Below are 24,916 nucleotides of genomic sequence, written 5' to 3'. Positions count from 1 at the left end.
TGGCTGGGCCGGCGCCGCCGCGCAAGGTAAAATACCGTTTATGTCAAAGTCTTCCCCCACTATTCTTGCCCTTGAAACATCCTCCGAACTGGCTTCCTGCGCGCTGCTGCACGGCGGCCGCCTGACTTCGCGCAGCTCCGACGGCGTGCGCACGCACTCGGCCACGTTACTGCCGATGGTGCAGGAACTGCTGGCCGAAGCGGGCATCGCACTGGCCGGCTGCGACGCGATCGCCTATGGCGCCGGGCCCGGTTCGTTCACCGGCGTACGCACGGCCTGCGGCATTGCCCAGGGCCTGGGTTTCGGCGCCGGCCTGCCACTGGTGCCGGTCGTCACGCTCGACGCCATGGCGCTGGCCTGCCGCGAGCGGCATGGCGCCGCGCAAGTGCTGGCCGTGCTCGATGCGCGGATGAACGAGGTGTACTGGGCGCAGTACCGCTTTGCGGACGAGATGCCCGTGCCCGTGCTGCCTGCCGCGCTGTCGGCGCCGCAGGATGTGCACCCGCAGGGGGAGCCGCTCGCCTGCGGCAACGGATTGACAGCCTATGTCGAAGCCTTCGCCGGCAAGGCATTCCTGGCCGGCGCGGATACGGCCGTGCTGCCCCATGCGGAGCAGGTGGCCCGCCTGGGCGCCGCGGCCTTCGCGGCGGGGCAGGGCATGGCCGCGGCCGACGCGCAGCCGCTGTACCTGCGCAACAAGGTCGCGTACACGAAGGCCGAGAGGGCCGTGATCAACAACGAAAAAGCGCAAGAACAAGCGCAAGAACAAGCGCAAGAAAAGCCGGCGGGCCAGGCCGGGACCGCACCCGGGGTTGCCTCATGACGCAGAACCCCGCATGGGACCTGGGGCGCCTGGTCTATGAACCGATGCGGCAGGCCGACCTGGACGAAGTCGTGGCTGTCGAGTACAACGTGTATCCGCATCCGTGGACACGCACCAATTTTGCCGACTCGCTGAAGCACGGCTACCACGCCTGGGTGCTGCGCGACCCGTTGCGCGAACTGCTCGGCTATTTCCTCGTGATGGCCGTCGTCGACGAGGCGCACCTGCTGAACGTGGCGGTCGCCGCGCGCTGGCAGGGCAAGGGGCTGGGCCGCTTCCTGCTGAACCAGTCGGTGGCATGCGCGCGCGGGCTGGGCATGGAATCGATGCTGCTGGAGGTGCGCCCGTCGAACGTGCGCGCGCTCGATATCTACCGCCGCTACGGTTTCGCGGAGATCGGCCGCCGCAAGGGCTACTACCCGGCGTCGGACGGCAAGCGCGAGGATGCCATCGTGATGCGGATCGCGTTATGACGGATCGCGCCATGAGTCTGTCCCAGCGCAGCAGCGCGTTCCTGCGGGAGATGGGGATGGGGCCGCGCTGGCTGTTGCGCGACCGCGTGCATGCCGACGCCGGGTCCGCGATGGCCTTCGAGGAAGAGCCGCCCGTCATCGAAGCCGAAGCCGCCATGCCTGTGCCGGTGCCTGCGCGGCCTGCGCCGGTTTCCATGCCCGCTGCCGTGCCGGCCGCAGCGCCGCCGGCCGCCATCGTTTCCCCGGCGCCGCCCGCATCCGGCGACGATATGGCCTGGTTCGATGACGCGCCGGCACCGCCGCCGAAGGCGCCCACGCTGAAGCAGCCGGCGCCCCCGCGTGCAAAGGCCGATGCGCCGCCAGCGGGCGAAGACACATCATGGTTCGATGCCGTGCCGGCCGCGCCGGTCCGGCGTGGGGGCGGGCGCACCGCTGCCACCGACGAGGAAATCGCGGCAATGGACTGGCCGGAACTGCAGGCTGCCGTGCGCAGCTGCACCCGCTGCCGACTGTGCGAAACGCGCCGCGCGGCGGTGCCCGGCAACGGCGACGAACATGCGCGCTGGCTCGTGCTGGGCACAGCGCCCACGCGGGCCGACGAGGAGGCGGAACAGCCCTTCTCGGGCAAGCCGGGCCAGCTGCTGCAGAACATGCTGCGGGCGGTCGACTTGTCCGCGCAGCGCGGCGCCTATGTCACCACGCTGGTGAAATGCCGGCCGGTCGCGGACGACGGCGGCGAGCGCCTGCCGGCGTCCGACGAACTGGCCGCTTGCCGCCCCTACCTGCAGCGCGAACTGGCGCTGACGGGCGCCGGCATGGCGTTGACCCTCGGCGGCGTCACGGCGAAGGGCCTGCTCGGCATGGCCGCGCGCGGCAAGGTGCTGCGCTTCGAACACCCGGGTGGCGAGCTGCCCGTCGTTGCCACGTTCCACCCGGCCGACCTGCTGAAAAAGCCGGAAGACAAGGGCAGGGCATGGTCCGACCTGTGCCTGGCGCGTTCCGCCCATGCCGGCCGCCGCTGAGGACGGGGGCCAATCCTCCGGCCAGGCGCGCTTCGAGCGCCGCTGGCATCACCTGACACGCCCGCACGTGCGCGCGCTGGCCTGGTTGCTCGATGCACCCGACCTGCTCGACGCGCAAGCGCCGTACTGGCACGGCCGCCTCGCATCGCTCGGCCCGGTCTCACCGGACGTCGACGCGTGGCTGGCGGCACTCGAGGCCGACCCGGCCCCGCTCGATGCCGCGCTGGGCGGGCGCTTCTACACCCGCCTGGGCCTGTACGCGGAAAAGCTGATGGCCTTTTATTTCGCGCAGCGGGGCATCCTGGCCGCGCATGGCCTGCAGGTGCGTGCCACGCAGAAGGTCGGCAAGGAAACGGTGGGCGAATTCGACTTCCTGCTCGACGAGCCCGACGGCGGCCTGCGCCACATCGAATTCGCCACCAAGTTCTACCTCCTCGACAGCACTGTCCGCACGAACGATTTCGACCTGCTCGTGGGGCCGAACCTGGGCGACACGCTGGGCCGCAAGATGCGCAAGATCTTCGAGCAGCAGCTCGAACTGGCTTTCCACCCAGCCGCGCAGGCCGTGCTGCCGCGGCCCGTGACGTCGGCCCAGGCGCTCGTCAAGGGCTGGCTGTTCTATCCATCCGCCGATTCATCCGCCGATCCACCGGTCATCCCCGGCATCACGCCGGATCATTGCCGCGGGTGGTGGCACACGCTGTCCGCCTTTGCCGGCGGCGCCGGGCACCCGGGCGAGCGTTTCGTGGTGATGCCGCGCCTGCAGTGGCTGGCGCCATGGAAGATGCCGGCAGGGGAAGCGTTGCCCGCCGTTCCGCCGCGGCTTTCCCGTGGCGAACTGGCCACCGCCCTTGCGCAGAAATTCGAGGGCGATGCATCGCCGGTGATGGTCGCGTCGGTACGCGAAGTGGACGGCTGGCTGCTGGAGGAGGCACGGGCTTTCGTCGTGCGCGACGACTGGCCCGCGCGCGCGGCGGTCAGGCGTGAGACGGGGCAGAAGCCGCCCGCATGAAGCTCACTGGTGCGGCTGCCCATTGGAGGCCATCAACCCGGCATCGACCGGCAGGTTGACGCCGGTAATGAGGCGCGCGTCGTCGCTCGCCAGGAATGCGATCGCTGCCGCGACACCGTCCGGATCCTCGGGCGCACCGAGCGGCATGCGCTTGCGGAACTCGGCGACCAGTTCGGGATCGTCCACCATGTCCTCGGTCATGCCCGTTTTCGTGAAGCTCGGGTTGACCGCGTTCACACGCACGCCATCCTTTGCCGCATCCATCGCCATCGCGCGCACCATATTGCTGACAGCGCCCTTCGACGTGTTGTAGGCGAACAGTTCCCAGTCGCCACCGAGGCCCGAGACCGACGAGGTCATCACGATCGAACCGCGGGTTTTCACGAGTTCGGGCAGCGCCGCCTTGGCCATGTGGAAGTAGCCCGCCACGTTGACTGCCATGACACGGGCGAAGTCTTCCTCGCTCGTCTGCATGATGTCGCCCTCGGTCGCCATGCCGGCATTGTTGACCAGGATATCGAGACCGCCGAAGCGTTCGACGGCGGCCTTCACGGCGAGCGCTGCGGTCTGCCTGTCGGCGGTATCGCCGGCCTGCACGAGAACGCGGTCTTGCGGGATCGCGGCAGCGACTTCGCGAAGCTTTGCTTCGTCGATATCGAGCATCACGACACGGGCGCCTTCATCGAGGAACCGGCGGGCGGCCGACAGGCCGATGCCGGAAGCGGCGCCGGTGACGAGTACGGTTTTGTCCTTGAAACGGTTCATTCTTTTCCTTTCATGCGGGCCGGGGCGGTGTCCTGCGCCCCGTGTGGTTCACGAAAATGTGGCCAAAACCATATCACGGCAGTGCAATCGCCGCTTTTCAGTGGTGCCAGGAAATCCTGAGCCCGGTGCCATCCGTGCCGCGGGAAACCGCGGCACGCGGGGGCGATGATCGCCCGCAGTCCGGCGGCTGCCTGCAAATGGGAAGGGAATGACGATGGCGGGTAGTGAAAGCAGCCACCCGTGACCATGCGGGCGGCGCGGAAGACGATCGCGGCAGTGAGGATGCAACCATCACGTGCCGGTATCCGGTGAGTGTCCTTGATGCGCCCGTTCGGGCCCGGCTCGCGATGCCGGCGGCGTTTAGTGCTTGTGCTCGCCGATCAGCGCCAGCGAATCGTGCTCGCGCTGATTGGCCACATGCAGCCGCTTGATGGCGATCATCGTCCCCGACAGGAACAGGCCGAACAGGATGATGATCGTGTTCAGCGCCAGGTCCATGCGCAGCATCAGCGAGTACATGGCCAGCATCGTCAGGATCGACAGGTTCTCGTTGAAGTTCTGCACGGCGATCGAGTGGCCGGCGCTCATCAGAACGTGGCCGCGGTGCTGCAGCAGCGCATTCATGGGCACCACGAAGAAGCCGGCCAGCGCGCCGATCACGATCAGCATCGGGTAGGCGATCAGCGGCGTGTGGATGAACGCCATCGTCATCACCATGAAGCCCATCGCGATGCCGAGCGGGATCACCGACAGCGACTTGCGCAGCGTGATCATCCTGGCGGACATGATGGCGCCCACGGTCACGCCCAGGCCCACGAGGCCCACCATCGTGGTGGCCTTCTCGTAGCTCATGCCCATCGCCTGCTTGGCCCACTCCAGCACGATGAACTGCAAGGTGGCGCCGGTGCCCCAGAATAGCGTGGTGACGGCCAGCGAGATCTGGCCCAGCTTGTCGCGCCACAGCACCATGCAGCAGTTGGCGAAATCCTCGATCAGGCGGATCGGGTTGCGTTCCTGGTGCGGATACACGCAGCCGGTCAGCGGAATGCGCAGGTTGAACACCGCGGCGGTGATGTACAGCACGCCCACGATCATCAGCGCGCCGTAGGCGGGGTTGTCGATGCCGATGTCCCAGCCCAGCATGATGGACTCGGCACGGTCGCTGACGAGCGCGCCGCCCATCACGGTGCCGAGGATGATCGAGGAAATCGTCAGGCCTTCGATCCAGCCGTTCGCGGCCACCAGCTTTTCCGGCGGCAGCAACTCGGTCAGGATGCCGTACTTGGCGGGCGAATAGATGGCGGCGCCGATGCCCACGATCGCATAGGCCGCGAGCGGATGCACTTCGTAAAAGAGCAGGGCGCAGCCGAAGATCTTGACGAGATTCGCGTAGAACATGACGCGGCCCTTCGGCAGCGCATCGGCGAAGGCTCCCACGAATGCGGCCAGCAGCACGTAGAACAGCACAAAGAGGAATTTCAGCAGCGGCGTGATCCATGCCGGCGAGTTCATCGTGATCAGCAGGTCGATCGCGACGAACAGCAACGCATTGTCCGCCAGCGACGAAAAGAACTGCGCCGCCATGATGGTGTAGAAACCACGATTCATTGTGGAAGGGCCTTAAAACCGATATCGGCTTGCTTTATACCATGAAAGATATGCTTTCCAAAGAAAACGGCAGGGCAATTCGAATGGTCGTTCGATTGCTGCGAAGCGGCATGGCGGCTCATCCTTAAGCCCCGCCTAAGGAAGGACCGGGAGGAGGGTCTTTGGTAAAATGTCGGCTTCCCATTTCACGCGCATTGCGTCCATCCGTCATGCCAAGGCCGATCGTTGCCACCATCCACGTCGCTGCGATGCAGCATAACCTGGCCCGCGCCCGCGCCTGCGCGCCGGGATCGAAAGCATGGGCCGTGGTCAAGGCCAACGCCTATGGCCATGGCCTGCAGCGCGCGCTACGCGGCTTTGCCGACGCCGACGGCCTGGCGCTGATCGAGTTCGACAATGCGGTGCGGCTGCGCGGCATGGGCTGGACCAGGCCGATCCTGCTGCTGGAGGGCTGGTTCGATGCGGCCGACCTGCACGCGATGGCGGAGCACGGCCTGGAAGGCGCCGCGCATTGCATCGAGCAGATCGCGCTGCTGGAACGAACGCCGCTGGCCCGGCCCGTCGACGTGCACCTGAAAATGAACACCGGCATGAACCGCCTGGGCTTCAAGCCCGGCGAGTTCGGCGCGGCGTATGCGCGCCTGCGCGCCATCCCCCACGTGGGCCGGATCACGCTGATGACGCACTTCGCCAATGCGGACGAAGCGGTGCACGAGTGCCTGCCGATCCGCGAGCAGATCCGCCGTTTCAACGAAGGCGCGGCGGGCATCGACGCCGCGTGGAGCCTGGCCAATTCGGCCGGCGTGCTGCGCATGCCGGCGTTGCGGGAGGAACTGGTCAGCGACTGGATCCGCCCGGGCATCATGCTGTATGGCGGCACGCCGGGTGGCGCCAGCGCGGATGGCTACGGCCTGCGCCCGGCCATGACGCTGGCAAGTGAACTGATCGGCATCCAGCACATCGACGCGGGCGACTTCGTCGGCTATGGCAGCCGCTTCGAGGCCGACCGCGCGATGCGCATCGGTACCGTGGCGTGCGGCTATGCCGATGGCTATCCGCGCCACGCGCCCACCGGCACGCCGGTGGTGGTCGATGGCGTGCGCACCCGCACCGTGGGCCGTGTGTCGATGGACATGATGGCCGTGGACCTGACCGGCATCGACACGGCACGCGTTGGCAGCCGCGTGGTGCTGTGGGGAGAAGGTTTGCCGATCGACGACGTCGCCACGTCCGCCGGCACGATCGGCTATGAACTGATGTGCGCGGTGGCGCAGCGCGTACAAGTGAAGGAAGACTGATGGCCAAGGCAAAGACCCAATACGTGTGCAGCGAATGCGGCGGCACGAGCAGCAAGTGGACCGGCCAGTGCCCGGCCTGCCGGCAATGGAACACGATGGTGGAATCGGTGGTCGAGACGGGCGGCGTGAACCGCATGTCGCAATCGCACCAGGCGCTGGCGCAGACGGCGCCGGTGCTGTCGCTCTCCGAGATCGAAGCGCTCGACGTGCCGCGCTTCGGCACGGGCATCGAGGAATTCGACCGCGTGCTGGGCGGCGGCCTGGTGTCCGGCGGCGTGGTGCTGATCGGTGGCGACCCCGGCATCGGCAAGTCGACGCTGCTGCTGCAGGCGCTGGCCAACCTCTCGCACATCAAGAGCGTGCTGTATGTGTCGGGCGAGGAGTCGGGCGCGCAGATCGCGCTGCGTGCCAAGCGGCTCGCCATCGACGCGAAGGACTTCAAGCTGCAGGCCGAGATCCAGCTGGAAAAAATCCTGCAGACGCTGGGCGACCTGAAGCCGGAAGTCGCCGTGATCGACTCGATCCAGACGGTGTACTCCGATGCGCTCACGTCCGCGCCCGGTTCGGTGGCTCAGGTGCGCGAATGCGCGGCGCAACTGACGCGCGTGGCCAAGCAGACCGGCGTGACGATCATCCTTGTCGGCCATGTCACGAAGGAGGGCGCGCTGGCCGGGCCGCGCGTGCTCGAGCACATCGTCGACTCGGTGCTGTACTTCGAGGGCGATACGCATTCGAGCTTCCGGCTGGTGCGGGCCATCAAGAACCGCTTTGGCGCCGTCAATGAGCTGGGCGTGTTCGCCATGACGGAAAAAGGCCTGAAAGGCGTGTCGAATCCTTCCGCGCTGTTCCTCTCGCAGCACGACAACCAGGTGCCCGGCTCCTGCGTGATGGTCACGCAGGAAGGCACGCGGCCGCTGCTCGTGGAAATCCAGGCACTGGTCGACGCGAGCCACCTGCCGAATGCGCGCCGCCTGTCCGTGGGCCTGGAACAGAACCGGCTGGCGATGCTGCTGGCGGTGCTGCACCGCCATGCGGGCATCGCGGCGTTCGACCAGGACGTGTTCATCAACGCCGTGGGCGGCGTGAAGATCACCGAGCCGGCGGCCGACCTGGCCGTGCTGCTGGCGATCAATTCCTCGATGCGCAACAAGCCGCTGCCGCGCGGCTTCGTGGTGTTCGGCGAGGTGGGCCTGGCCGGCGAGATCCGGCCCGCGCCGCGCGGCCAGGAACGCCTGCGCGAAGCGGCCAAGCTGGGTTTCTCGATCGCGATGATCCCGAAGGCGAATGCGCCGAAGCAGCCGATCGAAGGCATGACGATCATCGGCGTGGACCGGATCGACGATGCGTTCAACCGGCTGAGGGAGTTGCAGTAGCAGCGGCAGTAACCGCGGCAGTAACCGCGGTCTTGCGAGGAAGTTCAGTAATGCAAGATCGATCGTTGCACAGTAGAATATGCGGCCGGCTTTTCGCCGGCCGCAGTCATTTCTTATCGAGGGTTTTCAAGTGTTAGTCGATCAAAGGCAGGGCGTGCGCAAGATCCTGCGCGTAAGGGCAATGATGGTCATCGATGGCGCCGCGCCGGTTCCCGCGCGCACCTTTGACCTGGGCCTGGCGGGGATGTCGGTGACATCGGGCACGAAGGTCGAACCGGGGCAGCTGGGGCAGGTGGTATTCGAGATGCTGGTCGATGGCAAGCCGCAGATCGTCACGTGCCGGACCAAGGTCAGCCATTGCATTTTTTCCGGCAGCGAATTCAAGGTCGGCTTCGTGTTCCTGCCGCTGAACGCGGAAGCGATGGCCGCGATCACGAAGTTCCTGCGCTGAGGGCGGTGCAGGTGGCGATACCGTAGCCGCCAAGGATTGATCGAAAAGAACGGGGGCGAGCACGGTTCTGTTCGCTCTTTTGATTCCCGCGGCCGATGGGATCATAATAGTCCGACATCGGAGGATTCCATGGTCATCAACACCAGCACCCTCGCCTCGCTGTACGGCACGAATTCCATCGCCACCTTGTATGGGATCAACAGCACCAACAGCACCAACGGCATGAGCGGCGTGAATGGCATGCTCGGCGGCACGCCGCTCACGGGCAGTACCACGCTGTCGCCCTCGGTCGCGGCCCGCGTGCAGCAGGCTCTCGCCCCCCAGCGCGGCAATATCGACCTGCTGAACGCCAGCCTGGCCAGCACGCAAACCCGTTTGTCCGGCCTGGGCCAGCTGCAGAGCGCGCTCGATACGTTCGAGGCGCTGGCGGAAAGCCTGGCCGGGGCGGGGCTGTCCACGGCGGCCTCGGTGTCGACGGGCGGGGTGCTGACGGCATCGACGACCGCCAGCGCCAGGCCCGGCAAGTATGCGATCGATGTCAGCCAGCTGGCGCAAGGCCAGGTGCTCAACAGTGGTGTGCAGCCTGCCGCCAGCACCGCGATCGGCAGTGGCCTCGGCGCCACCGTCAAGCTGGAGTGGGGCACGCTCGGCGCGGATGGCTTCCAGCCTGGCGCCGGCACGGCGCAAACCGTCACGATCGACAGCAGCAACAATACGCTGGAAGGCATCGCCGCCGCATTGCAGGATGCCGGCGTGAAGGCCACCGTGGTGCGCTCGAACGGCGGCTACGCGCTGCAGGTCAACGGCGAGGAGGGCGCCACGCAGACGCTGTCGATCAGCGTCGCCGGCGATGCGGCGCTGAAGGCCGCGATCGGCTTCGACCCGGAAAATCCCGCCGCCACCGGCATGGCGCAGGCGCAGGCCGCGCAGGATGCGATCGTGTCCATCGCCGGCAAGGAGTACCGGAGCAGCACCAACACGGTCACCGGCGCCATCGAGGGTGTGACGCTGTCACTGTCCGGCAAGGGCGAGACACGGCTGGCGATCACGCAGGACAGCAGCCAGATCGCCAGCAACGTCGCCGCCTTCGTCAAGGGCTACAACGCCCTGGCGGACAAGTTGGCCGTGCTGCAGGAAGGCGCGCTGAGCGGCGATAACGCGCTGTCGAGGGTATCCATGCAGCTGAACGCGACGATGCGGATCGGCGGCGCCGGCCCCTCTGCCCAGGGGCTGGCGGATGTTGGCCTGTCGCGCGATGCCGACGGCAAGCTGGTGCTGGACGACGTCAAGCTGAAGGCGGCCATCGCCGACGATCCCGATGGCGTGAGCCGGCTGTTCACCAACGAAGGTGCCGGCCTGGCCGACCGCATCGACGAGCGCCTCGGTACGCTGACGGCCGAGAATGGCCTCATCCGCCGCGCCCAGGAACGCGCCACGAACGATCTCGACACGCTGAGCGGCCAGCGCGCACTGATGGCGCAAACGCTGACCATCCAGGCGCAGGCGCTGGCACAGATGTACACGATGCAGGAGCAGATGGGCGGAACGGGGATGCTGCTCAACTGGTGGGGGTGAAACCAGTTTTTCGTCCCGGTTTTTCTACGGCGCATGACCGGAAAATTCGAAGGCCCCGCTTGCAGACCGTAGTGATACGGGCTGCCGCGAGGCTTTTGCTTGCTAATGCAGCGTTCGCTATTCGTCGTGATAGCGGTCGGTCAGGTGGCCGTTGCCACCACGGCTTTCTGAAATGATTTCATAGGCGATCAGCCCCACGGTGGCTATGAAGATGCCGATCGTCAGCAGAGTAGGCATGATAAACCAGCCATCCTTTCGGAAGGCTGCTCCTTGTTAGTACGCAACTGCATACGTAATACAGACTGGATACGGACACAATGCAGACACGATACAGACACAATACAAACATAATACAAACACAATACAAACACGACATTGACACGTTTACTTCGGTACTACATTTGTACTGTAGCAGACAGTCCTGCCATTACAAGGGGCAGACAACCGATCGCCAAGGCTTATTTGACGACGAGGTCGGCTGACATCACCGCTTTCAGGTAAAGGCTGGCAGGGTCTTCCGCATCGCGCTGCACGAACCACCACGCGGCCGCTTTCTTCATCTCGAAGTCGAGCGCTTCGCCCGTCAGCAGCAGGGCGGCCACCTGGCCCAGCGTCGGCTGGTGGCCAACGATCACCACGGTTTCCTTGGCAGCCGGCCAGTTCGCCGCCTGCAGGATCGCTTCAGGCGCCGCGCCGGGTGCCAGTTCGGCGTGGGTCTTGTACTTGCGGCCCAGGCCCTCGGCCGTCTGCACCGTGCGCACGGCCGGGCTGGCGAGGATGCGGCAGTTCTCCGGCAGCTGCGAATCGAGCCATTTGCCCATGCGCCGCGCCTGTTTCACGCCTTTCGGCGTCAGCGCGCGCTCCAGGTCCGGCAAGCCTTCGTGGCCCGGTTCCGCCTCGGCGTGACGCCACAGGATCAGGTCCATCGGATTCCTTTCTGTATTCTCGTGATCGTGACGGATTCTACGTGATCACTCGGCCGTGTTGCCGAGGGTCTTCATCAGGTATTGCTGGGCGCTGAAAGGCTGCTGCTTGCCGCGCGGCTTGCGGCGCTGGTAGTGGCCATCGGACTCGAGCTCCCAGGCGTTCGTATTGTCCTTCAGGTAGGGATTGAGCCCTTCGGCCATCACGCGCCGCTTCAGCGCGCGGTCGAGCACCGGGAACGCTACCTCGATACGGCGGAACAGGTTGCGGCTCATCCAGTCGGCACTGGCAAGATAAACGTCGTGCGCGAGGTCGTTGCGGAAGTAATAGATGCGGGTGTGCTCGAGGAAGCGGCCGATGATCGAGCGCACCTTGATATTCTCCGACAGGCCCGGCACGCCCGGGCGCAGCGTGCAGGCGCCACGCACGATGAGGTCGATCTTCACGCCATCCTGCGAGGCCGCGTACAGGGCGCGGATCACGGACTCGTCCACCATCGCATTCACCTTGACGATGATGCGGCCCGGCTTGCCCGACTTGGCGATCTTGGCCTCGTTGCGGATCGCCTTGATGATCTCGCTCTGCAGCGCGAACGGTGCCAGCCACAGGTGGTTCAGCTTGTGCGGCTTGGCCAGGCTGGTCAGGTGCATGAACACTTCATTGACATCGCGGGCCAGGTTCGACTCGCACGTGAGCAGGCCGAAGTCCGTATAGAACTTGGTCGTGGTCGGGTGGTAGTTGCCGGTCCCCAGGTGAGCGTAGTAGCGCAACTCGGTGTTGTCCGCGCTGCCTTCGCGACGGATCACGAGCGCCATCTTCGCGTGCGTCTTCAGGCCCACCACGCCATAGACGACCTGCGCGCCGGCCTGCTCCAGCTTGTCGGCCCAGTTGATGTTGGCTTCCTCGTCGAAGCGTGCCATCAGTTCCACGATCACCGTGACTTCCTTGCCCAGGCGGGCGGCGAGGATCAGGGCTTCCATCAGGTCCGAGTTCATGCCGGTACGGTAGACGGTCTGCTTGATCGCGACCACGCACGGGTCGGTTGCCGCCTGCCGGATGAAGTCGATGACGGTCTGGAACGACTGATAGGGATGGTGCAGCAGGATGTCCTGCTTGCGCAGCGAGGCGAAGATGTCGCTGCCGGTCGGATGCACGCCCGGCACGAACGGCGTGAAGCGCAGTTCGGGCATCTTCGTGTGCTCGATCATTTCGTTCAGGCGCACCATGTTGACGGGACCATCGACCTGGTACAGGCGGGAGCGGTCCAGGTCGAACTGGTCGAGCAGGAACTGCGACAGTTCCGGTGGACAGTTCTTGGCCACTTCGAGGCGCACCGAGCGGCCGAACTGGCGGCCCTGCAGCTCGCCTTTCAATGCCTGGCGCAGGTTTTTCACTTCATCCTCGTCCACCCACAGGTCGGAATCGCGCGTGACGCGGAACTGCGAATAGGCCATCACTTCACGGCCGGAGAACAGGTCGGAAATGTGGGCATGGATGATCGACGACAGCAGGCAGAAGCAGGTGCCCGGCTTGTCCGACAGCTCGTCCGGCAGCCTGATCACGCGCGGCAGCACGCGCGGCGCCTTGATGATGGCGATCGCCGTGCCGCGGCCGAACGCATCCTTGCCGGACAGCGCCACGATGAAATTGAGGCTCTTGTTGATGACCTGGGGGAACGGGTGTGCCGGGTCGAGGCCGATCGGCGTCAGCAGCGGGCGCACTTCGCGTTCGAAATACTCCTTGATCCAGGCGCGCTGCGCGTCGTTGCGCTCGTTATTGCGCAGCAGATGCACGCCGTGTTCCTTCAGCAGCGGCAGGATCTGGGTGTTCAGGATGTCATATTGCCGGGTCACCAGCGCGTGGCACTCCGATGAAACACGGTTCAGGTTGGCCGTGAGGGCAGGGTGTTCGGACAGCTTGCCATCGACGGTGGCGGCGGCCAGCAGGCTGGCGACACGCACTTCGAAGAACTCGTCCAGGTTGCTGGACGTAATGCAGAGGTAACGCAGCCGCTCCAGTACGGGGATCGAGGCATCCTCGGCCTGGGCCATCACGCGGCGATTGAACGCCAGCTGGGAAAGCTCGCGATCCAGAAACTGGGTATGACGGGTCACTTCCGCACGGATCTCGGGTTTCATGTTTTTATCGATTTTTCTATTCATTATGACAAGATTCTAGCGCTCCCCATGGCAACGCTGGCGCTTATGACAGTGTAGATAAGAAATATGACAACAACATGACATTCAAAAGTAGCTCGAAAACAATTATGACATAAAACTAAGCCTTTTTAATTCAATGAGTTACGCCTTTTATGACATTGCGGCCGACGGCTTATGACAAGCTTATCGGGCAAATATTTCAACCTGCATCAAACATGTCATAAAGCCGTCATATTCGGTCACTACACTGCGCAGCATTCAGAACCCCAACCCTCAAAGAGGAACTTTGATTATGCGTATGAAACAGTTGATGGCCTCCCTCATCGTAGGCGCTTCCGCAGCAGTGGCCTTCACTACCGCCGCCGCAGCGGACATGACCGGCGCCGGTGCGACCTTCCCGTACCCGATCTATGCCAAGTGGGCCGAGCAGTACAAGGCTGCCACCGGCAACGGCTTGAATTATGCTTCCGTGGGTTCCGGTGCAGGTATCAAGCAAATCAAGGCGAAAACCGTCGATTTCGGCGCGTCCGACATGCCGCTGAAAGCGGAAGACCTGGAGGCATCGGGCCTGATGCAATTCCCGGCCATCATGGGCGGCGTGGTCACCGTGGTGAACCTGCCAGGCATCGCCCCGGGCCAGCTGAAGCTGACCGGCCAGGTCGTCGGCGACATCTTCCTGGGCAAGATCACGAAATGGAACGATCCGGCGATCGCCACGCTGAACGCGGGCGTCAAGCTGCCGGCGGAAGACATCACCGTCGTGCACCGTGCCGACAGCTCGGGCACCTCGTTCCTGTTCACGGACTTCCTGTCCAAGACCAACCCGGAATTCAAGTCGCAAGTGGGCGCCAACAGCGCCGTGAAATGGCCGACCGGCGTGGGCGGCAAGGGTAACGAAGGCGTGGCCGCCAACGTGCAGCGCATCAAGGGCGCCATCGGCTATGTCGAGTGGGCCTACGCGAAGAAGAGCAAGATGCAGCACACCCAGCTTCGCAACAAGGATGGCGTGTTCCTGCAGCCGGACGACGAGAACTTCAAGGCCGCCGCCGCCAATGCCGAGTGGACCAAGACCCCGGGCTTCGGCGTGGTGCTGACCGACCAGGCCGGCAAGCAGTCGTGGCCGATCACCGGCGTGTCGTTCATCCTGCTGTACAAGCAGCAGGCTGACGCGGCCAAGGGCAAGGAAGTCGTCAAGTTCTTCGACTGGGCCTTCGCCAACGGCGCCAAGGCCGCCGTGGAACTGGACTACGTGCCGCTGCCGGACACCGTGGTCAAGCAAGTCCAGGCCGCCTGGAAGGCAAACCTGAAGGATGCTTCCGGCAAGGCCCTGTACTGATCGTTGAACCTGCTCCCTCGGTTGACCCCGAGGGGGTTAACCGGGAGGAGCCCGGCTGCAAAGACAGCGGGGACTCCCGGTTAGCCCATTTAAAAAAAATACCCAAAAAACTATGTCCATGAGTGCAGAAATTACTTCCGTCCCCGGGGCTGATGCGCAGGCGGTGTCCAAGGTGTCGCAGGCCGCGATGCAATCGGTGATGCGCCGGCAGCGGATCCAGGACTGGATCTTCCACAAGGTGACGATGACGTTCGCCCTGTCCGTGCTGTTCGTCCTGATCGGCATCATCATCTCCCTGGCGATGGGGGCCTGGCCGGCGCTGAAGGAGTTCGGTCCCGGCTTCGTCACGCGCGTCGAGTGGGATCCGATCAACGACCAGTATGGCGCCCTGATCGCCATCGTCGGCACGCTGTCCACCGCCGGCATCGCGCTGCTGATCGCTTTCCCCGTCAGCTTCGGTATCGCGCTGTTCCTTACCGAGATCTGCCCCGTGTGGCTGAAGCGCCCGCTGGGCACGGCGATCGAGCTGCTGGCCGGCGTGCCGTCGATCATCTACGGCATGTGGGGCCTGTTCGTGTTCGTGCCGCTGTTCGGCGACTACGTGCAGCCATTCCTGAAAGCCACGCTGGGCCAGATCCCCTTCATCGGCGTGCTGTTCAGTGGCCCGACGATGGGCATCGGCATCCTGACCGCCGCGCTGATCCTGGCGATCATGATCATTCCGTTCATCTCGTCGGTGATGCGCGACGTGTTCGAGATCGTGCCGGCCGTGCTGAAGGAATCCGCTTACGGCCTGGGCTGCACCCGCTGGGAAGTGGTGCGCAAGATCGTGCTGCCGTACACCAAGACCGGTGTCGTGGGCGGCGTGATGCTGGGCCTGGGCCGCGCGCTCGGTGAAACGATGGCTGTGACGTTCGTGATCGGCAATGCCAACAAGCTGTCGGCCTCGCTGTTCGCACCGGGTAATTCGATTGCCTCCACGCTGGCCAACGAATTCGGCGAAGCCGCCACGCCGCTGCACGTGTCGTCGCTGTTCTCGCTGGCGCTGATCCTGTTCGTGATCACGTTCATCGTCCTGACCGCCGCCAAGCTGATGCTGGCAGGCATGTCCCGTAAAGAAGGTGTCAAATAATGCAAACCGCTGCTGTCAGCTCACCCACGAATGCCCGCATGAACCCCCGCATGAATCCTGTCTACCGCAAGCGCCTGTGGACGCACCGCATCGGCATCGCCATGTCGGTAGCGGCCATGTCGGTCGGCGTCATCGTGCTGCTGTGGATCCTGGCCACGCTGCTCATCAACGGCTTCGCCGCGCTGACGCCGGCGCTGTTCACGGAAACCACGCCGGCGCCCGGCAGCGATGGCGGCGGCCTGCTCAATGCGATCGTCGGCAGCCTGCTGATGGTGGGCCTGTCGACGCTGGTGTCCACGCCGATCGGCATCCTGGCCGGCATCTACCTGGCCGAGTACGGCGAAGAAAACAAGGTGGCCGCGATCACCCGTTTCGTCACCGACGTCATGCTGTCCGCGCCGTCGATCGTCATCGGCCTGTTCGTCTACGCGCTGTACGTGGCCAACGTGAACCACTTCTCCGGCTATGCCGGCTCGATCGCGCTGACGCTGATCGCCGTGCCGGTGGTGGTGCGCACTACCGACAACATGCTGCGCCTCGTGCCCAACAGCCTGCTGGAAGCGGCGTTCGCGCTGGGCGCGCCGCGCTGGAAAGTGGCGATGACGGTGCGCCTGCGCGCCGTGAAGGCCGGCGTGGTGACGGGCGTGCTGCTGGCCGTGGCCCGCGTGGCCGGCGAAACGGCGCCGCTGCTGTTCACCGCGCTGTCGAACCAGTTCTTCAACGCCGACATGAACAAGCCGATGGCGAACCTGCCCTACGTGATCTACCAGTTCGCCATGAGCCCGTATGACAACTGGCGCGACCTGGCCTGGGGCGGCGCACTGCTGGTCACGTTCAGCGTGCTGGCACTGAACATCCTGTCGCGCACGGTCTTCACGCAGAAGATCCCGAACTGATCCAGGCTGAACCAATCAATCGAATCACATTCCAAGAGAACCGCCATGAACGCGCAAGCGACTGTACAAATGAAGGCACCCGCGAAGGCCGCAGCGAAGATCATCGAGATCAAGAACCTCAACTTTTTCTATGGCAAGACGCGCAGCCTGCACAACGTCAACCTGGACATCCATGAACGCCAGGTGACGGCCTTCATCGGCCCGTCCGGCTGCGGCAAGTCCACGCTGCTGCGCACGCTGAACCGCATGTACGACCTGTATCCGGGCCAGCGCGCCGAAGGCACGATCGCCTACCGCGGCACCAACATCCTCGAAGGCAGCCAGGACGTGAACATGCTGCGCGCCAAGGTCGGCATGGTGTTCCAGAAGCCGACGCCGTTCCCGATGTCCATCTACGACAACATCGCCTTCGGCGTGCGCCTGTATGAAAACCTGTCGAAAGGCGAGATGGACGAGCGCGTGGAATGGGCGCTGAAGAAGGCCGCGCTGTGGACCGAAGTGAAGGACAAGCTGGGCAAGAGCGGCCTGTCGCTGTCCGGCGGCCAGCAGCAGCGCCTGTGCATCGCCCGCGGCGTGGCCGTAAAGCCCGACGTGCTGCTGCTCGACGAGCCCACGTCCGCGCTGGACCCGATCTCCACGTCGAAAGTGGAAGAGCTGATCAGCGAGCTGAAGCAGGATTACACGATCGCCATCGTCACGCACAACATGCAGCAGGCTGCCCGCTGCTCCGACTATACCGCCTACATGTACCTGGGCGAACTGGTCGAGTTCGGCGAAACGGACCAGATCTTCATGAACCCGGCCCGCAAGGAAACCCAGGATTACATCACCGGTCGCTTCGGCTGATCAGAAAGGTAACGACATCATGATTGGCGAACATTCCTCCAAGGCCTACGACCACGACCTGGAAGCGATCCGCTCGAAGGTGCTGCTGATGGGCGGCATGGTCGAAACGCAATTCCTCGATGCGATGACGTGCTTTCGCATCGGCAACCAGGAGCGTGCCGAGCGCGTGATCCGCGAAGACGATGCCGTGAACCAGCTCGAAGTGCAGCTGGACGACCAGTGCAGCCACCTGATCGTGCGGCGCCAGCCGGCCGCCAACGACCTGCGCACGATCATGGCCACCATCAAGGTGATCACCGACCTGGAGCGCATCGGCGACGAAGCCACGAAGATCGCGCGCACGGCCAAGAGCCTGCACAGCCGCGGCGCCGTCACCGTGAATCACTACGAGATGGTGCGCAATATCGCCACGGCCACGAGCGACATGCTGCACGACGCGCTGGATGCGTTTGCACGCAACGACCACACCCAGGCGCTGGCGCTGATCGCGCAGGATGCGATCATCGACCATGAATTCCGCACGATCATGCGCAACCTGATTACGTTCATGATGGAAGATCCGCGTACAATTTCGGCTGCGCTCGACACGATGTGGGTCGCCAAGGCGATCGAGCGCATCGGCGACCATGCAAAGAACATCGCCGAATACGTGATCTACGTGGTGGAAGGCATCGACATCCGCCATAGCCGCGCCGCCGTGGCGGGCGAGGGAATCAAGGAAGACTGAACGAGAAATGGCAGCGGATAAAACGACAGTACTGATTGTTGAAGATGAACCGGCGATTGTCGAACTGGTCACGTTCTCGCTGCGCGAGTCGGGCTGGAACGTCAGTTCGGTGCAGAGCACGCAGGAAGCATGGGACTTCATCCACGAGCGCAAGCCGCAACTGATCCTGCTCGACTGGATGTTGCCGGACCAGACGGGCCTGCGCCTGCTGGCCCGCATCCGCGGCGACCGGCATTTCGCCGACATCCCGATCATCATGCTGACGGCGAAGAGCATGGAGGAAGACAAGCTGGCCGGCCTGAACAACGGCGCGGACGACTACATCACCAAGCCGTTCTCGCCGCGCGAACTGCTGGCACGCTCGCGCGCGCTGCTGCGCCGCAAGAGCCCGGAGCATGCCGATGCCGCGATGCGCGCCGGCCCGATCACGCTCGATCCGATCAGCTGCACCGTCTCGCTGGGCCAGGCCAAGATCGATATCGGCCATGCGGAATACAAGCTGCTGAAATTCTTCCTGGCGCATCCGGAACGCGTGTTCTCGCGCAGCCAGCTGCTCGACAAGGTGTGGGGTGACCACGTGGTCATCGAGGAACGCACGGTGGACGTGCACGTGCTGCGGCTGCGCAAGGCGCTGAAGGAAGCGGAGCACCTGATCAAGACGGTGCGCAGCGTCGGCTACATGTTGTCCGAGAAAACATGAATCCGCGGTTCGTGTTCTGGGTGCCGGTCGCCATCCAGATGAGCGCCGGCGCTTTCGCCATCGGCCTGTTGTGGTGGTGGTTCGGCATGGTGCCGGCGCTGTGGGTGGCGCTGGCCTCGCTGGGCACGATGGTGCTGGTGCAGCTGCACTACCTGTACCAGCTTTCCGGCTGGCTCGACGAACCGAACAGCGCCAAGCTGCCCGACGGGTGGGGCGAGTGGACGCCGGTGTTTTCCCGCCTGTACCGCCTGCGCCGCGACGACGAGAAGAACCAGGCCGAACTGACCGAATGGCTGGCCCGCTTCCGCCAGGCCATGCACCTGCTGCCCGACGGCGTGGTGATCATGGACGACGTGCTGTTCCTCGAATGGTGCAATCCGGCCGCCGAGGAGCACCTGGGCCTGCGGCACGACCGCGACAAGGGCATGCGGGTAACGAACCTGGTGCGCAGCCCGGACTTCATGGATTACCTGATCCTGGGCCGCTATGACCAGCCGCTGGTGCTGTCGTTCCGCGGCCGCAAGCTGATCACGCACATCATTCCGTTCGAGAACCGGCGGCAGATCCTCGTCACGCACGATGTCACGGAAAGCGAGCGCACCGACCGGATGCGCCGCGATTTCGTCGCCAATGCCTCGCACGAATTGCGTACGCCGCTGACGGTCGTGCTGGGTTTCCTGGAAATCGCCGCCGCCGAACAGCTCGACGAGGGCACGCGCCAGGCGCACCTGAAGCTGATGATGGACCAGGCTTACCGGATGCAGCACCTGATCGAGGACATGCTCACGTTGTCCCGCCTGGAGTCGATCGACCATCCGGTGCGCGCCGAGCACGTCGATATCGCCGCGTTGCTGGACAAGGTGCGGCGCGATGCGCAGGCCCTGTCCGCCGGCAAGCACGAGATCGTCCTCGACGTGAACGGCAGCGACGTGATGGGGGGCATGGAAGAGCTGTACAGCGCATTCGGCAACCTGGCCGCCAACGCGGTGCGCTATACGCCGGCCGGCGGCACCGTGTCCCTGAAGTGGGAAGACACGGCCACCGGCGTGCGCTTCACGGTGCGCGATACCGGCATCGGCATCAGCGCCGAGCACATTTCGCGGCTGACCGAGCGCTTCTACCGGGTCGACAAGAGCCGTTCCCGCGAAACGCAGGGTACCGGCCTGGGCCTGGCGATCGTCAAGCATGTGTTGCTGCGCCACAATGGCACGCTGTCGATCACGTCCGAGCCCGGGAAGGGCAGCACGTTCACCGTGAACCTGCCGAAGTCGCTGGCCGCGGTCACCCAGCCGGCCGCCTCCCTGGCCGTGAACTGATACAATCTGCCGTTTTGCCGGGCACCGGTGACGCGAAAAGCGTCGCCGGTGCCGGCCCCAACCAGATTGACAGCGATGTTCCTGAAACGATTGACCGCGTATGCGCTGGCCGCGGCCTTCCTGGCCGGATGCGGTAGCGCTCCCGTTATTCCCCCTGGCAGCACGGTCGCCGCGAACGGTGCGCCGGGTACGCCGGCGACGCTGCCACCCGTGATCCCGCCGGCGCTCGGCGATCCGACTCCCGCCACCCATACGCCCGCCGCGCCTCCGCAGCGCAAGGTGAAGATCGGGCTGGCGCTGGGCGGTGGCGCCGCGCGCGGTTTCGCGCACATCGGGGTGATCAAGGCACTCGAAGCAAACGGCATCATGGCCGACGTGGTGGTCGGCACCAGTGCCGGCAGCGTGGTCGGTGCGCTGTACGCCGCCGGCAACAACGCCGGTGCGCTGCAAAAGATGGCTTACGCCATGGACGAGGCGGCGATTTCGGACTGGGCACTGCCGCTGTTCGGGACAAAGTCCGGCGTGCTCAAGGGCGTGGCGCTGCAAAGCTATGTCAACAAGGCCGTCAACAACCGCCCGATGGAAAAGCTGAAGCTGCCGTTCGGCGCCGTCGCGTCCGACCTGAAGACGGGCCAGCCGATCCTGTTCGCGCGCGGCAATACCGGCCAGGCCGTGCGTGCCAGCTCGGCGGTGCCAGGCGTTTTCCAGCCGGTTACCATCGGCAACCGCACCTATGTGGATGGTGGCCTGGTGGCGCCGGTGCCCGTGCGTTTCACCAAGGAAATGGGCGCCGAGTTCATCATTGCCGTCAACATCAGCACGCAGACCGAGGCGCAGGCCGCCGTGTCGTCGCTCGAAGTGATCATGCAAACCTTTTCGATCATGGGCCAGCGCATCAACCAGTATGAATTGCGCGATGCCGACGTGGTGATCCAGCCGGCGCTGGGCAATATGGCCGGCAACGATTTCGCCAGCCGCGCGCGGGCGATGCAGGCCGGCGAGAAGGCCGCGCTGGCGCTGATGGGGCAGATCAAGCAGAAACTGAAGGCCCGCCGGGAGTCGCCGGCCGTGGCCGCGAAGTGATCCACAGCTTTACAAGCAGTATTCATCAACCGAAGGAAGAACCAAATGCAAAGCAAGCCATACCTGACTCTCGCCGATGTGAAGAAAATCGCCGCTGCCGCCGAAGCCGAAGCGCTGGCCAACAACTGGGCGGTGTCGATCGCGATCGTCGACGACGGTGGCCACCTGCTGTGGCAGCAGCGCCTGGACGGCGCCGCGCCGCTGACCGCGCACATCGCGCCGGCCAAGGCCAAGACGTCGGCACTGGGCCGCCGCGAAACCAAGATCTATGAAGACGTGATCAACAACGGCCGCTACGCGTTCCTGACGGCGCCGGAAGTGGAAGGCCTGCTCGAAGGCGGCGTGAACATCGTCGTCGACGGCCACTCGATCGGCGCCGTGGGTGTTTCCGGCGTGAAGTCCGACGAGGATGCGCAGATCGCCAAGGCCGGTATCGCCGCGCTGGGCTGATCGCGCAGCCTGATCGTTTCTCTGCAGGGTGTTGTATGTGCGGCGCAACGCCGCATGGCCGGTATCGCGCAGTTCTCCAACCAATATCCTGAAGCGCCGGTGTCGGCGACACCGGCGCGGCAGCGGCGCATCCCGGCTGCCAGGACGGATATCGGGGATGCGATAAAGCGAACTTCGCACGCAACGGTGGCGGGCCTGCTGCTGGGCGCCATGGCGCTGCCCGGTGTGGCGACGCGCCAACGGCGCGGCTGATCCGAAGCTTGCGGCTGGCATTTCCGGCCGCGCCTGCTAATCTGAAAGCCGGCACGACTGCGGCGCCGCTTGCTCCGCAAACGGCGCTGCCGGATTCCAGACGGAGGCCAGTATGCGAAATGCGATGAGAAATGCGTTGGCCGGGCTCGCGCTCGGCTTGCTGTTATCCTCGCCCCTTCACGCCGCTACCAGCATCGACACCGCGGCATTCACCATCACCTACGTCGGCGGCCCCACGCCAGAGAACTGGAGCATCACGCAGGTCGACCTGTTCCCCGGGGTGGCCAGCTTTTCCCTCGACACGCTGAACCAGTCCCTTGCAGTGGAGGCGCATGATCTCACCGGCGCCGGCGGCTTTGCCAGCACCGTCTCCTGGAGTGCGCTGCGGCTCGATATCGATGCCGGCTACCGCGTGACGCGGCTGGTCCTGACCGGCATCGCGTTCGGCGAACTTGCCCCCGGCCAGTTGCCTGATTTCCCGCCGGGTATCGTCAACAACGAAGCCAGCGTGTACCTGACCGTGGGCACGTCCGCCACGTGGGGCACTTCCTACACCGGCTTCCAGGCCGAGAACGTTCTCGACCTGCCGACCGCGCCGCTGGACCTTGCCGGGACAGCCAGCGTCAGTATCTCGGGCATGCTGGTGGCGCAGGCGTGGGGCGTGGAAGGCGGCGGGGCGTTCGCCGAATCGATGGCGTCGGCATCGTTGCGCGACCTCGTGCTGCATGTGGAAGTGGCGCCGGTTCCCGAGCCGCACGCGGGCCTGATGCTGGCGGCCGGCCTCGGCGTGATCGGCGTTCTCGCGCGGCGCCGTCGCGCACCGGCCCGGCCTGACGCCGCGGCGCTGTAATCGCATCGTTCCCGGCGGCTTGCGCCGCCATCCATGCTGACGGAGGTTTCCATGAAAAACGCGCTGACCGGGCTGGCGCTCGGTGCCATGCTGTCCATCGCTCCCGTCGTGCAGGCTGCCACCGAGCTTGCATTCCAGGGATTTACGATTACCTACATCGATGGTCCCGCTCCGGAAAACTGGAATATCGGCGTGGCGGCGCAAACGCCGCTGACGACCAGCATTTCCCTCGATACGCTGAACCAGGACGTGCAGAACTTCCCGGCCGACGACCTGACCGGGGTCGGCGCAACGAATGGCGGCGGCCACCAGGGCACGCTGCGGGTCGATGTGAATCCCGGCTACCGGATCACCGGGATCGGGCTGCATGCGTTGGGGTATGGCGAGCTGGGAATAGGGCAGGCGCCCGATGCCGAACCGGGCACGGCCAGCAATTTCGCCAGCGTGGGATTCCTGCTGACGGCACCGGACACACTGTTGTCGCGGTCCTGGGTGGAGGCGGACTTCAATGGCTTCCGGCCGGTGGCGCTCGACGCGGGGGTGCTGTCCCTCGATGGCACATTCCAGCTCGACATCGGCGCCACGGTATTCGCGCAGGCCTGGGGTTCCGTGGGACCGGAAAGTTCTTCCGAATCGCATGCGCTGGCATCGATCGGCAATGCGCTGCTCAATGTCCAGGTGGCGGTCGTGCCGGAACCGGGAGTATGGGCGATGATGCTCGCGGGCGTGGGGGTGCTGATCATGCGGATTTCCAGGAAGGACAACTTCATGGAAAGATTCCGGTAATTTTTAGCTGGCTCAGCCATTAGGTTGCAGGCCTTTCTCATGGCGCTTTCACCCGAGCCTGTGGAAGTTCCAACGAGTTATCAGGTAATGCTGCCCTGCAGTGCTGCAATGAAGCAATCCGCTGGCGTTCGCCAGCGCTGCCCGTCAAGGCCGTGGCGCCAGCCCAGGTAGTTCGGCAGGTACCTGCTCGCTACCCCGTTGAAACGCGCCAGCCAGCCATGGAAGCGGCTGTGGTACCCATTTACGTGCTGCAGGTGAATTGCGCCGCGCGTGCGCGCCCCTGCATTCACGTTGACAGCTTCGTGCAGGATGCCGGTACGGCGTGCGAATGTCCGGTAGGCAGCGGCGCTGTCCGATACCAGCAGCACGTCCGCGGCCAGTACCGGCGGCAGGTGATGCTGGAGCTGGCGCGCCGTGACCGGACCACGGCCGCAAACGAAATCCCTCGTCTTGCCATCACGGTCGCGGACCACGAGGATGCAATCGAGTTCCCTCGAGATACCGCGCCGGCTGGCCTTGCCGCCGCGCTTGCGCGCTGGCCTGTCCAGGTGCCGGCTGCCTTTTTGTGATTCCAGTAAATAAGTTTCGTCCGCCTCGACGATCCCTTGCAACTGCGACGGGCGATCGTGCTTGGCTCCGACCATGAAGCGATGGCGCCAGCGAAAGCTGGTGTTGCGATGGATGCCGGTTTTTTCGGCGGCGGCGCGCACCGTCCGCGAATCGAGCACTGTCTCCAGGAATGGCAGCCATTTGCGGCGCAGCCGCAGGAATGCGAGCGGCGTGCCGGTCAAGGCATTGAAGGTTCGGCCGCAAGCCAGGCAGCGATAGCGTTGCAGGCCATACGAGAAGCCGTGACGATGGATGCGCGTCGCCGCGCAATGCGGGCAACTGCTGCAAGGGCGCCCGAATCGTTCGATCAGTTCGAGGCAGGTCGCCAGTGACGAGGCCGACCCGAGCAAAGCGCGCAACGCCGCCAGTTGCGCACTTGAGCATTCAGCGACTTGCCCGCGCAGCCTTTCCAGCAAGTTATCGAACAGTCCGTCATGCATCGCCGCCTCC

Annotated in this window: 26 protein-coding genes; 20 read left to right on the top strand and 6 right to left on the bottom strand. The window is 64.8% G+C overall.

What is annotated here, in order from left to right; translation table 11 throughout:
* Nucleotides 1-40 precede the first annotated feature (40 nt).
* Both tsaB and rimI read left to right on the top strand, forming a co-directional pair.
* Complete coding sequence (gene tsaB, locus ACY65G_RS07475) at nucleotides 41-823, top strand: tRNA (adenosine(37)-N6)-threonylcarbamoyltransferase complex dimerization subunit type 1 TsaB (RefSeq protein ID WP_464997055.1); 783 nt, start codon at nucleotides 41-43, stop codon at nucleotides 821-823.
* Nucleotides 820-1,296 (top strand): ribosomal protein S18-alanine N-acetyltransferase, encoded by a 477-nt coding sequence (rimI, locus tag ACY65G_RS07470; protein ID WP_464996729.1) that lies wholly within the window; start codon nucleotides 820-822, stop codon nucleotides 1,294-1,296. The genes tsaB and rimI overlap by 4 nt, the downstream gene beginning before the upstream one ends.
* A 135-nt stretch (nucleotides 1,297-1,431) precedes the next feature.
* On the opposite strand, the gene ACY65G_RS07465 is transcribed toward rimI, so the two are convergent.
* Nucleotides 1,432-1,755 carry a hypothetical protein gene (locus ACY65G_RS07465; RefSeq protein WP_464996728.1) on the bottom strand — a complete coding sequence of 108 codons (324 nt, stop codon included), beginning with the start codon at nucleotides 1,753-1,755 and terminating at the stop codon, nucleotides 1,432-1,434.
* On the opposite strand from ACY65G_RS07465, the gene ACY65G_RS07460 reads away from it, so the two are divergent.
* Both ACY65G_RS07460 and ACY65G_RS07455 read left to right on the top strand, forming a co-directional pair.
* On the top strand, nucleotides 1,755-2,318 hold the full coding sequence (locus ACY65G_RS07460) for a uracil-DNA glycosylase (RefSeq protein ID WP_464996727.1): 564 nt from the start codon (nucleotides 1,755-1,757) through the stop codon (nucleotides 2,316-2,318). The two genes, ACY65G_RS07465 and ACY65G_RS07460, sit on opposite strands and share 1 nt — an antisense overlap.
* On the top strand, nucleotides 2,302-3,330 hold the full coding sequence (locus ACY65G_RS07455; protein ID WP_464996726.1) for a DUF1853 family protein: 1,029 nt from the start codon (nucleotides 2,302-2,304) through the stop codon (nucleotides 3,328-3,330). Before ACY65G_RS07460 ends, ACY65G_RS07455 begins: the two co-directional genes overlap by 17 nt.
* Nucleotides 3,331-3,333: 3 nt before the next feature.
* Here ACY65G_RS07455 and budC read toward each other — a convergent pair whose 3' ends face one another.
* The gene (budC, locus tag ACY65G_RS07450; RefSeq protein ID WP_464996725.1) at nucleotides 3,334-4,095 is read right to left on the bottom strand and encodes a meso-2,3-butanediol dehydrogenase; all 762 of its coding nucleotides are present in this window, start codon (nucleotides 4,093-4,095) and stop codon (nucleotides 3,334-3,336) included.
* A gap of 360 nt (nucleotides 4,096-4,455) precedes the next feature.
* Nucleotides 4,456-5,703 carry a lysophospholipid transporter LplT gene (gene lplT, locus ACY65G_RS07445; protein ID WP_464996724.1) on the bottom strand — a complete coding sequence of 416 codons (1,248 nt, stop codon included), beginning with the start codon at nucleotides 5,701-5,703 and terminating at the stop codon, nucleotides 4,456-4,458.
* A 209-nt stretch (nucleotides 5,704-5,912) separates the two neighbouring features.
* Here lplT and alr point away from each other — a divergent pair, with 209 nt between their 5' ends.
* From alr to fliD, 4 genes are all read left to right on the top strand, one after another.
* Nucleotides 5,913-7,001, top strand: coding sequence for an alanine racemase (gene alr / locus ACY65G_RS07440; protein ID WP_464996723.1), 1,089 nt, complete (start codon nucleotides 5,913-5,915; stop codon nucleotides 6,999-7,001).
* Nucleotides 7,001-8,374: a DNA repair protein RadA gene (radA, locus tag ACY65G_RS07435; protein ID WP_464996722.1), complete on the top strand. Its 1,374-nt coding sequence runs from the start codon at nucleotides 7,001-7,003 to the stop codon at nucleotides 8,372-8,374. The genes alr and radA overlap by 1 nt, the downstream gene beginning before the upstream one ends.
* Before the next feature lie 130 nt (nucleotides 8,375-8,504).
* A complete protein-coding gene (locus ACY65G_RS07430) occupies nucleotides 8,505-8,825 on the top strand; it encodes a PilZ domain-containing protein (RefSeq protein WP_464996721.1) in 321 nt (106 codons plus the stop codon).
* A 129-nt stretch (nucleotides 8,826-8,954) separates the two neighbouring features.
* Nucleotides 8,955-10,400, top strand: a complete 1,446-nt coding sequence (gene fliD / locus ACY65G_RS07425) for a flagellar filament capping protein FliD (RefSeq protein ID WP_464996720.1) — start codon at nucleotides 8,955-8,957, stop codon at nucleotides 10,398-10,400.
* 458 nt (nucleotides 10,401-10,858) lie between these two features.
* On the opposite strand, the gene sixA is transcribed toward fliD, so the two are convergent.
* Complete coding sequence (sixA, locus tag ACY65G_RS07420; RefSeq protein WP_464996719.1) at nucleotides 10,859-11,326, bottom strand: phosphohistidine phosphatase SixA; 468 nt, start codon at nucleotides 11,324-11,326, stop codon at nucleotides 10,859-10,861.
* Between the two features lie 45 nt (nucleotides 11,327-11,371).
* Complete coding sequence (gene ppk1 / locus ACY65G_RS07415; protein ID WP_464996718.1) at nucleotides 11,372-13,462, bottom strand: polyphosphate kinase 1; 2,091 nt, start codon at nucleotides 13,460-13,462, stop codon at nucleotides 11,372-11,374.
* Between the two features lie 331 nt (nucleotides 13,463-13,793).
* Here ppk1 and pstS point away from each other — a divergent pair, with 331 nt between their 5' ends.
* From pstS to ACY65G_RS07355, 12 genes are all read left to right on the top strand, one after another.
* On the top strand, nucleotides 13,794-14,819 hold the full coding sequence (gene pstS, locus ACY65G_RS07410) for a phosphate ABC transporter substrate-binding protein PstS (RefSeq protein ID WP_464996717.1): 1,026 nt from the start codon (nucleotides 13,794-13,796) through the stop codon (nucleotides 14,817-14,819).
* 118 nt (nucleotides 14,820-14,937) lie between these two features.
* Nucleotides 14,938-15,951, top strand: coding sequence for a phosphate ABC transporter permease subunit PstC (pstC, locus tag ACY65G_RS07405; protein ID WP_464996716.1), 1,014 nt, complete (start codon nucleotides 14,938-14,940; stop codon nucleotides 15,949-15,951).
* 38 nt (nucleotides 15,952-15,989) lie between these two features.
* A complete protein-coding gene (gene pstA, locus ACY65G_RS07400) occupies nucleotides 15,990-16,847 on the top strand; it encodes a phosphate ABC transporter permease PstA (RefSeq protein ID WP_464996715.1) in 858 nt (285 codons plus the stop codon).
* 45 nt (nucleotides 16,848-16,892) lie between these two features.
* Nucleotides 16,893-17,693 (top strand): phosphate ABC transporter ATP-binding protein PstB, encoded by an 801-nt coding sequence (gene pstB, locus ACY65G_RS07395; protein WP_464996714.1) that lies wholly within the window; start codon nucleotides 16,893-16,895, stop codon nucleotides 17,691-17,693.
* A 19-nt stretch (nucleotides 17,694-17,712) separates the two neighbouring features.
* The gene (gene phoU, locus ACY65G_RS07390; RefSeq protein ID WP_464996713.1) at nucleotides 17,713-18,420 is read left to right on the top strand and encodes a phosphate signaling complex protein PhoU; all 708 of its coding nucleotides are present in this window, start codon (nucleotides 17,713-17,715) and stop codon (nucleotides 18,418-18,420) included.
* Nucleotides 18,421-18,427: 7 nt separating this feature from the next.
* Nucleotides 18,428-19,120, top strand: a complete 693-nt coding sequence (locus ACY65G_RS07385) for a response regulator (RefSeq protein ID WP_130185141.1) — start codon at nucleotides 18,428-18,430, stop codon at nucleotides 19,118-19,120.
* The gene (gene phoR, locus ACY65G_RS07380) at nucleotides 19,117-20,436 is read left to right on the top strand and encodes a phosphate regulon sensor histidine kinase PhoR (protein ID WP_464996712.1); all 1,320 of its coding nucleotides are present in this window, start codon (nucleotides 19,117-19,119) and stop codon (nucleotides 20,434-20,436) included. The genes ACY65G_RS07385 and phoR overlap by 4 nt, the downstream gene beginning before the upstream one ends.
* Nucleotides 20,437-20,511: 75 nt before the next feature.
* Nucleotides 20,512-21,519 (top strand): patatin-like phospholipase family protein, encoded by a 1,008-nt coding sequence (locus ACY65G_RS07375; protein ID WP_464996711.1) that lies wholly within the window; start codon nucleotides 20,512-20,514, stop codon nucleotides 21,517-21,519.
* 45 nt (nucleotides 21,520-21,564) lie between these two features.
* A complete protein-coding gene (locus tag ACY65G_RS07370; protein ID WP_464996710.1) occupies nucleotides 21,565-21,969 on the top strand; it encodes a GlcG/HbpS family heme-binding protein in 405 nt (134 codons plus the stop codon).
* Between the two features lie 54 nt (nucleotides 21,970-22,023).
* Nucleotides 22,024-22,221 carry a hypothetical protein gene (locus ACY65G_RS07365; protein WP_464996709.1) on the top strand — a complete coding sequence of 66 codons (198 nt, stop codon included), beginning with the start codon at nucleotides 22,024-22,026 and terminating at the stop codon, nucleotides 22,219-22,221.
* A gap of 124 nt (nucleotides 22,222-22,345) precedes the next feature.
* Nucleotides 22,346-23,071 carry a PEP-CTERM sorting domain-containing protein gene (locus tag ACY65G_RS07360; RefSeq protein WP_464996708.1) on the top strand — a complete coding sequence of 242 codons (726 nt, stop codon included), beginning with the start codon at nucleotides 22,346-22,348 and terminating at the stop codon, nucleotides 23,069-23,071.
* Nucleotides 23,072-23,122: 51 nt separating this feature from the next.
* Nucleotides 23,123-23,857 (top strand): PEP-CTERM sorting domain-containing protein, encoded by a 735-nt coding sequence (locus tag ACY65G_RS07355; RefSeq protein ID WP_464996707.1) that lies wholly within the window; start codon nucleotides 23,123-23,125, stop codon nucleotides 23,855-23,857.
* An 80-nt stretch (nucleotides 23,858-23,937) separates the two neighbouring features.
* Here ACY65G_RS07355 and ACY65G_RS07350 read toward each other — a convergent pair whose 3' ends face one another.
* Nucleotides 23,938-24,906, bottom strand: a complete 969-nt coding sequence (locus ACY65G_RS07350) for an IS1595 family transposase (RefSeq protein ID WP_464996706.1) — start codon at nucleotides 24,904-24,906, stop codon at nucleotides 23,938-23,940.
* Nucleotides 24,907-24,916 lie beyond the last annotated feature (10 nt).

The sequence above is a fragment of the Pseudoduganella sp. jia 12 genome, assembly GCF_055502675.1.
This window is presented reverse-complemented; position numbering and strand designations above follow the sequence as displayed.